The organism is Rhodanobacter denitrificans, assembly GCF_003335105.1.
Lineage (GTDB): Bacteria > Pseudomonadota > Gammaproteobacteria > Xanthomonadales > Rhodanobacteraceae > Rhodanobacter > Rhodanobacter denitrificans_A.
In genome coordinates, this window is record NZ_QFWQ01000004.1 from 1 (window position 1) to 14,599 (window position 14,599).

At 67.6% G+C, this 14,599-nt stretch carries 9 protein-coding genes; all 9 read right to left on the reverse strand.

Annotation, left to right across the window (positions count from 1 at the left end):
- Positions 1 to 25: 25 nt before the first annotated feature.
- Entirely contained in the window at positions 26 to 358 is a 333-nt protein-coding gene (locus DEO45_RS05685; RefSeq protein WP_114341338.1) for a hypothetical protein, read from the reverse strand.
- 107 nt (positions 359 to 465) lie between these two features.
- Positions 466 to 906, reverse strand: a complete 441-nt coding sequence (locus tag DEO45_RS16480; protein WP_147269684.1) for a hypothetical protein — start codon at positions 904 to 906, stop codon at positions 466 to 468.
- 164 nt (positions 907 to 1,070) lie between these two features.
- On the reverse strand, positions 1,071 to 2,762 hold the full coding sequence (locus DEO45_RS05690; RefSeq protein ID WP_114341339.1) for an alpha-amylase family glycosyl hydrolase: 1,692 nt from the start codon (positions 2,760 to 2,762) through the stop codon (positions 1,071 to 1,073).
- A 42-nt stretch (positions 2,763 to 2,804) separates the two neighbouring features.
- The gene (locus DEO45_RS05695; RefSeq protein WP_114341340.1) at positions 2,805 to 4,277 is read right to left on the reverse strand and encodes an MFS transporter; all 1,473 of its coding nucleotides are present in this window, start codon (positions 4,275 to 4,277) and stop codon (positions 2,805 to 2,807) included.
- Complete coding sequence (locus DEO45_RS05700) at positions 4,274 to 6,472, reverse strand: Six-hairpin glycosidase-like protein (RefSeq protein ID WP_114341837.1); 2,199 nt, start codon at positions 6,470 to 6,472, stop codon at positions 4,274 to 4,276. Before DEO45_RS05700 ends, DEO45_RS05695 begins: the two co-directional genes overlap by 4 nt.
- A gap of 320 nt (positions 6,473 to 6,792) precedes the next feature.
- A complete protein-coding gene (locus DEO45_RS05705) occupies positions 6,793 to 8,346 on the reverse strand; it encodes a GH39 family glycosyl hydrolase (protein WP_114341341.1) in 1,554 nt (517 codons plus the stop codon).
- Between the two features lie 202 nt (positions 8,347 to 8,548).
- The gene (locus DEO45_RS05710) at positions 8,549 to 10,573 is read right to left on the reverse strand and encodes a glycoside hydrolase family 13 protein (protein ID WP_114341342.1); all 2,025 of its coding nucleotides are present in this window, start codon (positions 10,571 to 10,573) and stop codon (positions 8,549 to 8,551) included.
- 95 nt (positions 10,574 to 10,668) lie between these two features.
- Positions 10,669 to 12,990 carry a TIM-barrel domain-containing protein gene (locus DEO45_RS05715; RefSeq protein WP_223250797.1) on the reverse strand — a complete coding sequence of 774 codons (2,322 nt, stop codon included), beginning with the start codon at positions 12,988 to 12,990 and terminating at the stop codon, positions 10,669 to 10,671.
- 11 nt (positions 12,991 to 13,001) lie between these two features.
- Positions 13,002 to 14,585, reverse strand: coding sequence for an alpha-amylase family glycosyl hydrolase (locus tag DEO45_RS05720; RefSeq protein WP_114341344.1), 1,584 nt, complete (start codon positions 14,583 to 14,585; stop codon positions 13,002 to 13,004).
- Between the last annotated feature and the right edge of the window lie 14 nt (positions 14,586 to 14,599).

Here is a 14,599-nt window from a genome sequence, read left to right on the forward strand (position 1 = left end):
GACGGGGAAGTCTCCTACGGAATTGTTAGGCGCGCGGCCCGTCTAGTGCAACGAACGCCGGCGAGGCCTGAAGAGCAGCATAGATTGCTTCGGGCATGGGTTGATCTTCCGAATAGATCAAGACGCCCTCGCCCATGCCCTCGAATTCTTGGCTGAGCATCAGGTCGCCGCAATTGGTCACGAGCCGACTGATTGTTTGGGCCGGAGCGACAGAAGCCAGCACTGGCTCTTCCGCCCGGACAACAATGCCCACGCCGGCCAGCGCCGCCAACAACGCCGACTTGTCGAAGCCCGCGATCTCGTTGATTGCGATGGCGCCCGAGTGCGAAACGATTTGGTAGTGGCACGGAAGACTCAAAAGTTCGCTCCTATAGCTCGCGAGAACCGAATGGCTGCACCCGCCGCCTAACGCTGGAGTTAAGCGGCGGCGTAGCCGTCCGCCTTGAACGACTGGTTAGGTGCAGCCTACATTGCCTCGGGCTCGTTGAGCACCCACGGCACTGCAGTTGCATGGAACGCAACCTCAACCAGGGGAAGACCTTGGAGGCTTGCGAGAGGTGGCGCGCTCTTGCTCGCAAGCCAAGCCTCGAAATTTTCGGACATTGCTACTGCAGCAAAATCGCCGGTCTTTTCTAGCGTACCCACAAAGTGAAACCAGCCGCCATAGTCGTGACGCCCTGGACTGAGACGCGCGTTGTGGTACGCCTCACCGTCTTTGTGAAAGTCGATGCCTAGCGACTCAAGGAATGAAAGGAAAGCCGGCGGGTATATAGAATCGCGTGCGATGGTGAAATTGCGGCAACCTTCGCAGCTACAGCTGGCTGAACCGCCATGCTCGGCGCGCGCGTACGCGGCTGCCGTGGCTTCGCGATCGACTGTAAATTCCCACTTTCCGAAGGTAGTCACCGCGGCACCTAACGCTGGGTAGATTTCAAAACGCAGTCTAATCCCGCAGCCTATCCCGTGCCATCGAGACAGACATCGTTGCGCCGAGCCTGAGAAATCAACCTATTAGCTTCTTGTTGCCGCCTAATCCGGCCGCCTAATCCCGCAGTGTCGAACCGGGTGGATCAGTGCGTGGGATGCCCACGCTCCTGCATCAGCCGCGTCAGCTCCGCCGCCAGGTCCGCCCGCTTCGCCGTGGCATCCAGCAGATAGACCTGCACATCGTGCGCGGGGACGCTGGCGTGCAGGCTGCCGCCTTTGGCCACGTCGATCGCGGCGCCGCCGAGCGCCGGTGTCCAGCGGCCGGGCTGCAGATACTCGCCGATGTCGAATGACGCGACGGCATCGCCCTTGTTGAGCAGCACCAGGGCGATTTGGTGCGTGTCGCCTTTCTGGTACACGCGGTAGAACGCGGCCTGGTTGCCGGCGAAGCGCAGCGGCAGCATCAGGCCGCGCTGCAGCGCCGGCGTCTTTTCGCGCAGCAACGCGATGCGTTTCAGCTGGCGATAGATCGGGCTTTTCGATGCCGCGTCTATGCGCTGTTGACCGTAGTAGTTGCGGTTGCCCTGGTGTTCCGCCTTGCCGCGTTCGAAGCCGGTTTCGGAGCCGTAGTAGATGGCGGGGATGCCGCGGGCGGTGAACAGGAAGTTGTTGGCGTCGATGAAGCCGGCGTCGGTGGCGTTCAGACGGGCCATGTCGTGGTTGTCGTAGAACGTGACCAGCTCGTACGGGTTCTGGTACGGGCCGTTGGTGAGGTAGAGGCGGTCGAGCAGGTGGGCGTAGTCGCTGTCCGGGTGCTCGAACACGTCGCCGAGGCGGCCGCGCAGCGGGAAGTCGAGCACGCTGATGGCGCCGTTCTCGGGCCAGGTGTACTGGCCGATGTTGTCCGGGCTGTAGTCGAACGCCTCGCCGAACATGAAGAAGCCGGGGTGCTTTGCGCGGATGCGCGCGCTGAACTGTTTCCAGAACGCGGTGGACATGTGGCTGATGGTGTCGATGCGGAAGGCATCGGCGCCCTCGCCGATCCACTGCTCGTAGGCGCCCACGAAGTAGTCGAGCACGGCCGGGCTTTGGTCGTCGTTGTTGGACAGCTGCACCAGGTCGTCGTAGGCGTGGTAGAAGCGGTGCAGCGGGTTGCGTGCGGGATCGAGCTGGTATGGCGGCAGGTTCTGCTCATCGGCGATCAGCCTGCCGTCCTTGTCGAAGATCTGGCCGTACTGCGGCTGCCGCACCGGCATGCTGAAGGCGGGCGAGCCGTGGTTGACCACGATGTCCTGCACCACCTTCAACCCGGCCGCATGCATCTTCGCGGTGAACTGGCGGAAGTCGAGGCCTTTGCTGGGCAGGTGTTCGTCGAGCTTGTAGAAGTTGACGCCCCAGTAGCCGTGGTAGCCGGTCTTGCCGCGGTCGGTGAACTTCGAACCCCAGCTCACCGGGTCCCCGCCGGTGAACGCCTCGTCGGGGTTGTCCACGATCGGGGTGATCCATACCGCGCCGAAGCCCATGCCGCGGATGTAGCCGGCGTTGTCGAGGACGCCCTTGAAGTCGCCGCCGAGGTAGCCGATGTTCGCGCTCTCGCCCTTGGGCGCGCCGGGCACCGGGATGTCGAAGGTGCGGTGCGGGCCGCCCTGGTCGCGGTGGTCGTTGCTGGGATCGCCGTTGACGAAGCGGTCGGTCATCACGAAGTAGATCGCGTTCGACGCCATCGGCGCATCGGTGCCGACGAATTCCGGCACCGATGCGGCCGGCGCGGCGGCATGGGCGAGGCCGCAGGCGAGCGCGGCGACGAGGGCGGTGAGCAGGCGTGACTTGGGCATGGTTCGGGATCCGCGATGCAGGATGGGTGGCGGGCGGCGCGGTTACGCGGCGTTTTCGGGCAGCGGCACGCGCAGCGTGCACAGGCCGGCGACGAGCAGGCTCACGCCGCCCAGGCCCAGCGCCCAGATCGGCTGGTTGTGGAAGAACAGCTTCAGAAGCACGCCCAGCACACTGGCGGCCAGCAGCTGCGGGATCACGATGAAGAAATTGAAGATGCCCATGTAGATGCCCATCTTCGCCGCAGGCAGGTTGTCCGACAGCATCGCGTAGGGCAGCGAGAGGATCGAGGCCCAGGCGAAGCCCACGCCCACCATCGAGGCGACCAGCCAATGCGGGTCGCGGATGACGAGGAATGACAGCAGACCCAGCCCACCCAGCCACAGGTTGACCAGGTGGCTCATGCGCAGCCCGCAGGCGCGCACCAGCAGCGGGATCAGGATAGCGGCCAGCACGCCCACGCCGTTGTAGGTGCCCATCAGCACGCCGGCCCAGTTGGCGCCTTCGTTGTAGGCGACCGAGGTGGTGTCGCTGGAACCATAGAACGTCTGCGACACCGCCGAGGTGGTGTTGATCCACATCGCGAACATCGCGAACCAGGAGAAGAACTGCACCCAGTTGAGCCGGCGCATCGGCAGCGGCATGCCGTGCAGGTCGCCCATGATGTGGCGCAGCGGGCCGTCGCTGCGGGTGCCGCTGAGCCACACGAACAGCGCGCCGAAGCCGGCCAGGCCGCCGGCCAGCAGATACAGCTCCTGCTCCAGCGCGAAACGCCGGATCAGGCCCAGCAGCACGAGCCCCAGCACCAGCAGCAACGCGCCGATCTTCCACGCGCCGGCCACGCTGCCGGGCGCCTCCTCGATACGGTTGTCGGAGAACGACTCCAGCTGCTCCGGCGGGTACTCGCGGGTGCCGAGGATGGTCCACAGCATCGCGCCCAGCAGCACGAACGCGCCGGCGTAGAAGGCGTACTTCACCGAGTGCGGCACTTCGCCGGCCGGTGCCGTGTTGGCCACGCCGAAGTGGGTGAGCACGTAGGGCAGGAACGAGGCGACCACCGCGCCCACGCCGATGAAAACACTCTGCATCGCGTAGCCCAGCGGGCGCTGCTTCGGCGGCAGCTGGTCGCCGACGAAGGCGCGGAACGGCTCCATCGACACGTTGAACGAGGCATCCATGATCCACAGCAGCCCCGCGGCGATCCACAGCGTGGGCGAGTTCGGCATCGCCAGCAGCGCGAGCGTCGCCAGCACCGCGCCGGCGAAGAAGTACGGCCGGCGCCGGCCGAAGCGGTTCCAGGTGCGGTCGGAGAAATAGCCGATGAGCGGCTGCACGATCAGCCCGGTGAACGGCGCGGCGATCCACAGCACTGGTATCTGGTCCACGTTCGCGCCCAGCGTCTGGAAGATGCGGCTGACGTTGGCGTTCTGCAGCGCGAATCCGAACTGGATGCCGAGGAAGCCGAAGCACATGTGCCAGATCTGCCAGAACGACAGCTCGGGTTTGGCCTTGCTCATGGTGCGCTGTCCCCGGTGGTGCCGGCGCCCAGCGGCGCGATGACGAGGCCGCCCACGTCGGCGGCGTTGAGCGGGCCGTTGCTGCCGCCGACGCCCCCGGTGTAGTGGGCGAAGTGGCCGAGATAGCTCATGTTGAAACCGTCCTCCAGCGCGAAGCGGCAATGGGCGCCGGCGCGGGCGGCGAACTCGCCCCAGGTCGAGCGCTGCTGGCGCACGCTGTGCGGCATCACGATCGGCAGGCGCTGTTCGGCGCCGCCGTCACAGGCGACGGCCAGCATCTTCACCGCAGCGGTGATGCCGGTGTTGATCGGGCCGTGCTCGTTCGCGTAGTCCAGCGACACCCGGTAGCGGCCGTCGGCCGGGGCCGTCCAGGTGCGCGGCCAGGCGCCGGTGACCGGGGCGAACTCGCCGCCGCAGGTCGCGGGGCTGTGCAGCGATTCGAGGCCGTCTGCCGACATGCGCGTGGCGCTGACGCAGGCGAGCGTGCCCTGCCTCGGCAGCGTGCCGCTGCCGTCGATCGCCTGCGCGCGCCGGCCGTTGACATACAGCTGCACCTTGCCGTCCGCCCGCACCTTCCAGTGGTCGCCGTCGGCGGCGAGCACGGGTGCGGGCGGCGCCTCGGCGGCGAACAGCGGCGCGTCGGTGCGCAGCGGAACGTCCTTCACCGTGATCGCCTTCAGCGTCACCGTGGTTGCCGTGCCCCGGGTCGTCACGCGGTCGGCGACCAGCAGGTTGCCCTGGCGCTGCTTCGGCAGCTCCAGCGTGATGGAGCGGTCGGGCAGGGTGAGCGAGATGGCGGTGCGGTCGCCGAACAGCATCGGCAGCAGCGACGTCGGCAGCTTCGGCTGCACGGTGCCGTTCTCGTTCAGGCCGAACACGCCTTCGGTGACCACGGCGAAGTACGCGGCGACCGACCACAGCTGGCGCGGCGAATTCACCACCGGTCCGCTGAGCCTGCCCTCGTCCACGTGCTGGCCCTGGGTGAGCAGCTCGTAGTTTTCCATGTTGGAGCCGTACAGCGCGGCGCCGCGCATCACCGACGTGATCTCGTGGGCGATGCGCGCGGGCTGCTCCACCTCGCGCGCGGCACGCAGCGCGTAGGCGCTGACGAACGGCCAGATCGCGCGGTTGTGGTAGATCGGCTGGTCCTTGCGCTCGGGCCACATCACCGGGCTGCCGGCGGGCCAGGTCGGATAGTTCGCCAGCGCCTCGGCGGCGCGCGCGCCATCCGCCACGCCGCCGGTGATCGCCAGCGCGATGCCGAGCAGGTCGTAGCTGTCGTTGGGCGTGCCGTCGCCGCCGAGGAAGCTCATGTACATGCCGCGGTCGGCGCGCCAGAAGCGGGCGTTGATCGCGGCCTTGAGCGCTGCCGCCTTCGAGCGGTAGTCCGCCGCGGCCTTGCCGTCGCCATGTTGCCCGGCCAGCTGCGCGGCCATCGCCAGCGCCTGGTAGTGCAGCACGTTGGTGGACAGGGCGAACGACTGGCCGATGAAGGTGACCTCGTCGAAGGTCCAGGCCGGGTAGCTCTGCTCGCGCCAGTCCATGAACGATGTTTCGCCGCGGTACAGCCCGAACGCCGGATCGAAGGCGTACTGGCGGTCCTGCGCCAGCGTGTCGCGCAGCGCGGCGTAGACGTCGGCGGCGAACGCCCGGTCGTCCAGCAGGTGCCGCGCGCCGAGGAACCACACCACGCGGTCGGTGCTGATCGGCCAGCTGCCGCCCGAGCCGGTGTCCTGCATCACATAGCTGCCCTGCGGCGCGGAGGGCACGCGCACGCCGGAGAGCTTGAAGGCCAGGCCGTTGCGCGCGCGCGCGGCGTCGAAGCGCCACAGCCCGAGGTCGATCGCGTACGAGAGGTCGCGCGTCCACACGTACGGCCACTTGAGGCCGGTCACGAAGCAATGGCAGGGAATCGGCTGGCCGTGGTCGAAGGCGCCGTCGCGGATCGCGTCGACCGAATCCTGCGCGAGGTCGTCCTGCGCCATCGCGAACAGGCCGTCGAACAGCAGGCTGGCGGTTTCCGTGCGCAGCGGCTGCGCCGCGACCTCGCGCTGGCCGTAGGGCCAGGCCAGCGTGTAGCGCTGCTGCGCATCGTGGCTGATGGCGACATGCACGCCGTGCCAGTCCAGTCCGTCGTGCCAGGCCGGCGCCGCCGTGGCGGAGGCCAGCATGGCGGCCGCGACGATGCTCAACATGCGCGTGCCGCCTGCGGCCCGCATTGGATGATGTGCCCGGTCGGCATGCCCCCTCCTGCAACTGATGTGGTGTCACGCCTGCATGTTGCCGACGGATGCAACAGGCCGGTGCGTGCTGGTGATCGCAGCATGGTAGATAGCGTCGCACCGCAGCAACCAGCCCATGCATACGTATTCATGGGGGAATGGGGCGGGGCGCCGGCCCGACGCCACCAGCGCCGTTCCGTAGGGCGGACATTGTCCGCCGGCTTTTGGCCGAGGCCTGGAGCGGCGGGCGGTGCCCGCCCTACCGAGCTGCCAGGGGCGGTGCGCAAGGCGGTTCAGCGCAACTCGACCACCACTAGTCCCTGCACCGGCACGTCGATCGCGAACTTGCCGTCGTGCACGTCAATCGACTCCGCCGCGGCCAGTTGGCCGGCTTCGCGCAGCTGGATAATCTGCGCGCGGCTGGGGGAATCTGGGCGGCCCATGCGGTCGAACGCGGCGACGGCGTTGCCGTGGGTTTCGTCCACGCGCCAGACGGTGGCGCGGGCGGCGACGGGCAGGTTCTTCACCGCGATCTCGAAGCGCTTCGGCGCGCCGGCCGGCTTGCCCGGCGTGTAGCTGGCGGTGTCGCCGACCGGCGGTGCGTAGTTCCACAGCGCGATGATGACGGTGCCGTCGTCGCGGCGGGTGACCAGGGCGGAATCCGACTTCGTCGCCAGCTGCCGGTCGCCCAGCTTGTGCAGGATCGCGAACGCGTTGAACGCGGGCTTGGCGATGCGGTTGGCGGCGATCAGGCCGAAGCCGCCGTAGAACGGGTTGCGCACCACACCCTGTTCCTCGAACACGTCGGAGAACGACCAGTAGCTCATCGCCTCGACCTTGCCGGCGCACTCGCGGATGGTGTTGGCCAGCCACGGGCCCATGAACACGGTGTCGGTGACGTTGGGCAGGTTGGCGTAGCTGGCGTTGTACTCGCTGAAGATCAGCGGCAGGTGCGGGTACGGCGAGGCGGCGATCTCCTTGTGCACCTTGTCGACCGAGCGGCAGACCATGTCCGCGCGCGGGATCTTCTCGCTGGTGTGGAACACGTTGTCGGCGGTGTCGTCGCCGTAGACGTGCGTGCTGACGAAGTCGACCGGCACGTTGTTCTTGTGCACGTGCGCGAGGAAGTCGGTGGCCCACGCGGCCTGCGCCGTGGCCGGGCCGCCCACGCGGATGCGCGGGTTGACCGCCTTGAGCGCGCGCACGGTGTGGTCGTACAGGGTGAAGTAGGTGGCCTGGGCGGGCCTGCCGGCCCAGAAGCCGATGTTCGGCTCGTTCCACACCTCGAAGTACCAGCTGGCCACTTCATCGATGCCGTAGCGCTCGACCAGGTGCTTCGCCAGCGCGCCGATCATGGCATCCCACTCGGCATAGTCCTTTGGCGGCGCGACGTTCGGGTGGTACCAGAATTCCTGCAGCGCGGCCGGGTTGGAGGTGAATTCCGGCGGCATGAAGCCGAGTTCCACGAACGGCTTGAAGCCGTGTTCGATCAGGCCGTCGTAGATCTGGTCGATGTAGGAGAAGTTGTAGGAGATCTTCCCTTGCGCGTCGCGCTGTACCAGGCCCACGTCGTGGTCGAGGATGCCGTGGAAGCGGATGTAGCCCACGCCGGTGGCCCGGTGCACGGCGTCCAGGTCCTTGCGGTAGTCGTCGCGCAGGGCCAGCGAGGCACGGCCGGAGCCGAGCATCTGTTCCCAGAAATGCGGGAAGGGCGTGCCTTTCGCGCTGGCGTCGACCTGCAGCCGGGTGGCGGTCGCCGCGGGCGGAGCGGCGGCCGCCGTGCCGGCGAGCAGCAGGGCGGCGCAGACGCCCAGAGCGAGGTTTCGTAACTGTGCGGAGAGAGACATGGCGGGGTCCTGTTCGACGCATGGGGTGGCGCGGAAGCGGGCCGGGCAAGGCCGGCGATGGCCAGGATGTAAACGTTTACATCGAGGCGCAGTTTCCTACACGCCGGAGGCCGAGTCCAGCGGTTTGCCGGTAGTGTCCGCAGGTTCCGGAGCGAAGTGCGGCGACGGGGCGCGCTCGCCCCGCCGCCGCCGCGAAGCGGGCCTACTGCGCCAGGATCGCCCCGTAATGGCCGTTCACCGTCACGCTGACCTGGCCGTTCTGCACGGTGTACTTCGTGCCGGAGATCAGTTCGGTGAGCGTGCTGCCGTTGGTCACGCTCAGCTGCCACACCGGTATGGTGACGGTGTGCGCCACGCTGTCGTTGTTCAGCGCCACGGCGATGCGGTTGGTCGCGTCGAAGCGGCCGTAGGCAAACAGCTTGTTGGTGTCGTCGGTCAGCAGGGTCAGGAACGAGCCGGTGCGCAGCGCCGGATAGCTGTTGCGGATAGCGACCAGCTTCTGGGTCAGCGCCACCGCGCTGTTGGTCGAGGTGCCCACGGTCCAGTCGAAGGTGCGGCGGTTGTCGGGGTCGGCGCCGCCCTGCATGCCGTACTCGTCGCCGTAGTAGATCGTGGGCGTGCCCACGTAGGTCATCTGGAAGAACAGCGCCAGGTAGGTCTTCCAGATGTCGCCGCCGGCGCGGTTGCCGAAGCGGGTGACGTCGTGGCTGCCCAGGCCGTTGCTCATGACCTGCTGCACGTTGGTCGGGTAGTTGGCGCGGGTACCGTGCAACCAGCTGTCGAACTGGCTGGAGGGAATCGAGGCGGCATTGCCGTTGTAATCCTGGCCGGTGATCCACTCAGATACCGGCTGCATGAAGCCGTCGTAGTTCATCGCGCCGTCCCATTGGTCGCCACCGTCGGTCCACGGACCGGCGTTGCCCCAGAACTCACCGAGGATGTCGGCGTTGGGGTTGACCGATTTCACCGCGTTGCGCAGCTCGGCCATGATCTGGTGGTTGGTGGTGTCGCTGCCGTTGTTGCCGCCGGCGTCCAGGTATTGCGCCGCGTCGAGGCGCCAGCCGTCGATGTTGTACGGCGACTTCAGGTAGGTCTGCACCACCGAGGTGCTGCTGCCGTAGATCGCGTTGCGCACCGCCGAGCCGCTGGCGCCGTAGTCCAGCTTGGGCATGCTGGAGATGCCGAAGAAGGCGGAGTACGTGTTTGGCCAGGTCTGGAACGTGTAGTAGCCGTACCACGGGCTGGACTGCGACTCGTAGGCGCCGGTGGTGGTCCACCAGTTGTACTTGTCGAACCACTGGTGGGTGTCGCCGGTGTGGTTGAACACGCCGTCGAGGACCAGGTAGCCCTTCGGCCCGTTGGCGGTGCCGTGGATGTCGGCGGCCAGCGTCTGCAGCAGCGTGTTGCTGCCGAACGCCGGGTCGACCTTGGTGTAGTCCTCGGTGTCGTACTTGTGGTTGGTCGGCGAGAGGAAGATCGGATTGAGGTAGATGATGTCGGCGCCGATCGTGTTCTTGATGTAGCCGAGCTTCTGGTCGACGCCGGCCAGATCGCCGCCGAAGAACACTGCGCTGTTGCAGCCGCCGACGTTGGACACCACGCTCGAATCCCACGCGTGCTGCTCGGTGGCGCAGCCGGCATAGGTGTACTGGCCGTTGGTCACGTCGTTGCTGGCGTCGCCGTTGTAGAAGCGGTCGGGGAAGATCTGGTACATCACGCCGTTCTTCATCCAGTCCGGCGTCTTGAAGCCGGGGATGATATAGAAGTCGCCCGAGGAGGGCTCGCTCGAGGTGATGCCCGCCGCGTTGTACCAGGCGGTGGCGGTGCCATCGTTGATCTGCAGCCGGTAGTACTTCTCCGAGGCGCTGGCCGGCACCGTGCCCTGCCAGAGATCGAACGTGCCGGTGGCGTCGTTGGCGGTCCAGTGCATGGCCACCCAGTGGTAGGTGCCGTCGGCGCTGTCGTAGTACTTGATGTTGGCGCTGGTGATGTCGTTCTTGAAGGTACGCAGGGTCAGGGTGACCGCCTGGGTCGCGCCCGGTTCGGGGTTGCTGTCATAGAGCGTGCCCTGGTCGTGGAACAGGCCGTTCCATTCCACGTTGTTGTCGTTGCTGGCAGCCCGCGCCTGCTCGTGGATGGCCGGCAGTGCATAGAGCGCCAGCGCGGCCGCGAGTGCGCACGCCAGGGTGGGTTTCGAGCGGTGCTTCGTGTCGCCTTGATTGCCCATCGAACATTCCTCCGCGGTTGGGTGGATCCGGCATGCCGTGTGGCATGCCGGGGTTCTTGCGCCTTCAGGAAACTTTCGGAACTGACGAGCCGGAGCTAACGGGTGAGCGTGATCTGCGCGGCGCGCGCCGCGGCCACGCGTACCCAGGTGACTTCGCCGTAGCGGTCGTGGCCGCGCGCCCAGCCTTCGCCGCCGCCGCGCTGCAGGGTGTCGAGGCTGTCGAACGCCGGCAGCTTGCCGCTGACGCCGGTGGCCGCGTCACCGTGGATTTTCAGCAGGTAGAAGCGCAGCGCCGGCTTGAAGCTGCCGCTGGCGGCGCCGAGCTCGATCTGCACCGCATCGCCGCGGCGCTGCACCGAGAGCGACTGCAGGAAGTACGCGCCGTGCTCGTAGCCGTAGGTGGCGCCGTCGTCGTCGTAGTAGTCGAACGTGCTGCGCTGCGCGGCGGGGAACACGTCGACGCCGAGCTCGGTCAGCGGCCGCTCGCCGACGTAATCCATCGGCGGCTGGGTGGGAATGATCGCGCCGTCGCGGATGAACAGCGGGATGTCGCCCCAGCCCTTGCTGTCGATCGCCAGGTGCACGGAGCGGCCGCCCTCGTAGGCCTTGCCGCTGAACCAGTCGATCCAGCGCCCGGCGGGCAGGTAGACGTCCTTCGCGGCCTGGCCCTGCACCACCACCGGCGATACCAGCAGCCAGTCGCCGAACAGCCAGCTGTCGACGTCGTTGCGCACGTTCGGGTCGTGCGGCCAGTCGAACAGCAGCGGACGCACCAGGCCCACGCCGGTGGCGCGGCGCACGTGTTCGTAGCTGTAGATGTACGGGATCAGCGCCTGGCGCAGGCGGATCGCGTCGGTGGCGGCCTTCTCGGCGAGCGGGCCGTACACCCACGGCTGGCGCTTCTGGCCGAGCTCGCCGTGCACGCGGAAGATCGGCGTGAACGCGCCGAACTCGATCCAGCGCGCGTAGTTCTCCGGCGTCGGCGTGCCGTTCTTGAAGCCGCCGCCGTCCATGCCCCACTGCATCGCGCCGACGTTGACCGCGCTGAGCATGCGCGCACGCTGGCCGGCCATGCTGGCGAAGCCGGTGGGGATGTCGCCCGACCACAGGCCGTAGGCATAGCGCTGGGAACCCAGCCAGAAGTTGCGGTTGATCGACCACACGCGCAGGTTGGAGTGCGCGCGTTGGCCGTCGTAGGTGGCGCGCTGCATGTTGAGGAACTGGGTGTTGCTCTTGGTGGTGTCGGCCTCGTCGTTCCACCAGCCGACGATACCGGTGTCGAAGCTGTGCGCCAGCTGCGGGTTGAACCACCACGCGCGCGCGGCCGGCTTGTCGAAGTCGATGTCCTTCACCGGCTTGTGCGAGAAGTAGTCGGGGCTGGTCTTCTCGCCGGGCAGCCACAGGTCGTGCGCGGTGGCGTAGCGACCTTCCACGGTGTCCACATGCACACGCGGCTTCATGATGCCGGTCATGTGCACGCCGAGCGCGGCCATGTCGGCTTTCAGCTTGCCGCTGGGGCCATCGGGGAATTTCACCGGGTTCCAGCTGAACTCGCCCCAGTCCTTGCCCCAGTCCTTCCAGTCGAAGTCGAAGGTGAAGGCGTCGAGCGGGATGTGCTTGGCGCGGTAGGTGGCGACGATGTCGCGGAACTCCTTCTCGTCGATGCCCCATTGGCTGTTGGTGAAGCCCATCGCCCACTTCGGGAACAGCGGCGTGCGGCCGCTGAGCTCGGCCACCGCGCCGAAGAGCCGGGCGGGCGTGCCGAGCAGGATGTAGACGTCCATCTCCTGGCGTGTATCGCTGGCGTCGATCGTGCCGGGCCGCAGCGTGAACGTCGCGCCATCGCTGTCCAGCAGCACGCCGTAACCGGCGGTGCTCCAGACGAACGGCGCGCCGGCGTGGCCCTGCTCGCCGGCGGTGGCCACCTGCCGGCCGCTGCGCAGCAGGCCGGCGGAGGCATCCTGCGTCGCGTTGTAGCCGCCGATGCCGTACAGCGCGTCGCCCGGAGCGTGGCTCAGCAAGAGATGGCCCTGTGCCAGCGCGGCGAGGTCGAGCGTGAGCAGCGGATGGTGTTGCGCGTCCTGCAGTTCCAGCGTGTTGGCGCTCTTGTGCCAGGTCGCCGTGAGCCGATCGCTGGCGATGGTGAGCGTGGTGCCGTCGTCGTGCACGCGTGCGTTGCCCGTGGCGGCCGGTTTCGCATCCGGATCGAGCACCAGCGTGTGCGTGTCGGTGGCGCCATTGGGCAGCGCCTGCACGTGCACCACGCCGGCACCGTCGAGGTGGATCGACACCTGTTCGGCACCCAGGCGGAACGCCACACCCTGCGTGTCGGCGCGCACGGTGGAGGCCATGGGTGCCGTGGCGGACAGCGCCGGTACGGAAACCGGCAGCCCGGCGGCCAGTGCGATGGCGAGCATGCGCCGGCCCATCACTGCAACACCACGCTGGTGTAGGCCGGCACGCTCAGTGTGCTGCCGTGGATCGCCGCGCCGGGGCCGGTCTGCTTCAGCACGCGGGTGTAGTGCGGCTCGCCGGGCACGTCCAGCGCCATCGTCTGCGGCTGATTGGAGAGGTTGTGCACCACCAGCACGGTGTCGCGGCCATCGCTACGTTCCCAAGCGGCGAGGTGGTCGCTGGCTTCGGGGTAGGCACGGAAGCCGCCGTCGCGCAGCGCGGGCACCTCGCTGCGCCAGTGGATCAGCCGCGTATAGAAATGCAGCAGCGAGTGCGGATCGGCCTGCTCGGCCTCGACCGAGACGGCCGCGCCGTTGGCGGGGTTGCCGGTTTTCCAGCGGGTCTCGCCCTTCGCCCTGGTCGCGCGCTGCCAGCGCATCGGCTCGCGCAGCGCGGGGTCGGGTTTCTTGCCCAGCGTGCCCAGCTCTTCGCCGTAGTAGATGTACGGCTCGCCCGGCAGGGTGAGCAGCATCGCGGCGGCGGTGCGCATGTGTTGCGGGTTGCCGTCGAGCTGGCTCATCACGCGCTCCTGGTCGTGGTTGGACAGGAAAGGGGCATCCTTGATCGCCTTGCCGCCGACGGCCTCATAGGCGGCATAGCTGCGGTCGAGGGTGGGACCGAGCCCCTGGTTGCGCTCGCTTTTCGCGGCGTCGATCAGTTGCACCGCCAGCGGGAAGTTGAACACCGCGTCCAGCGGCTTCAGGTAGGGCGCGAGCATGGTGGCCGCGGGCTGCGTCACCTCGCCCACCAGGTAGGTATGCGGGTTCACCGCGTCGAGGCCGCGGCGGTATTCGTTCCACCAGTCGAGGTTCTTCGCCAGCGCGGCGGGATCGTCCACGTCCCAGGGGAAGTTCTCGTAGATGTGCCGGGCGGCGTCGAGGCGGAAGCCGTCCGCGCCCAGCTTCAGCCAGAACTGGCCGGCCTTGATCATCTCGGCGCGCACGGCGGAGTTGTCGTAGTTCAGGTCGGGCATCTCCGCCGTGAAGATGCCGAGATAATGTTGTCCGGGAGCCGCTTGCTTGCCCGCTGCATGCCAAGCCTGGCTGCCGGCGGCGCTGCCGCTTTCCAGGTCGGTGTACTTGTCGGCCCAGCTGTACCAGTCGTGGTAGGGGCTGCTCGGATCCAGCGCGGCCTTGAACCACGGACTCTCGTTGCTGGTGTGGTTGATCACCATGTCGATGATGATCCGGATGCCGCGCTTGTGCGCCTCGTCCGCCAGGCGGCGGAAGTCGGCCAGCGTGCCGTATTGCGGGTTCACCGCCTCGTAGTCGGTGACGTCGTAGCCGTGGTAGCTGGGCGAGGGGTTGATCGGCATCAGCCAGATGCCGCTGACGCCGAGCGACTGCAGGTAGTCGAGCTTCGCGGTGACGCCGTTGAGGTCGCCGGTGCCGTCGCCGTCGGTGTCGTACCAGCTGCGCACGAAGATCTCGTACCACACGCCGGAGGGGGCCGCTGCGGCAGGGGCGGCGGGCGCGGCTGCGGCCGGCGCGGGGCTGCCCAGCGCCGGCTGCGCGGCGAGCAGGACGAACAGCAGGGATGAAGCGAGGGATCGGATCATGGTTGGCTCCGGCC

What these genes read in the sequence shown, in the direction of transcription:
- DEO45_RS05690 (WP_114341339.1), bottom strand. Translation starts at nt 2,762, where the DNA reads ATGCCCAAGTCACGCCTGCTCACCGCCCTCGTCGCCGCGCTCGCCTGC.
- DEO45_RS05695 (WP_114341340.1), bottom strand. Translation starts at nt 4,277, where the DNA reads ATGAGCAAGGCCAAACCCGAGCTGTCGTTCTGGCAGATCTGGCACATG.
- DEO45_RS05700 (WP_114341837.1), bottom strand. Translation starts at nt 6,472, where the DNA reads ATGTTGAGCATCGTCGCGGCCGCCATGCTGGCCTCCGCCACGGCGGCG.
- DEO45_RS05705 (WP_114341341.1), bottom strand. Translation starts at nt 8,346, where the DNA reads ATGTCTCTCTCCGCACAGTTACGAAACCTCGCTCTGGGCGTCTGCGCC.
- DEO45_RS05710 (WP_114341342.1), bottom strand. Translation starts at nt 10,573, where the DNA reads ATGGGCAATCAAGGCGACACGAAGCACCGCTCGAAACCCACCCTGGCG.
- DEO45_RS05715 (WP_223250797.1), bottom strand. Translation starts at nt 12,990, where the DNA reads ATGCTCGCCATCGCACTGGCCGCCGGGCTGCCGGTTTCCGTACCGGCG.
- DEO45_RS05720 (WP_114341344.1), bottom strand. Translation starts at nt 14,585, where the DNA reads ATGATCCGATCCCTCGCTTCATCCCTGCTGTTCGTCCTGCTCGCCGCG.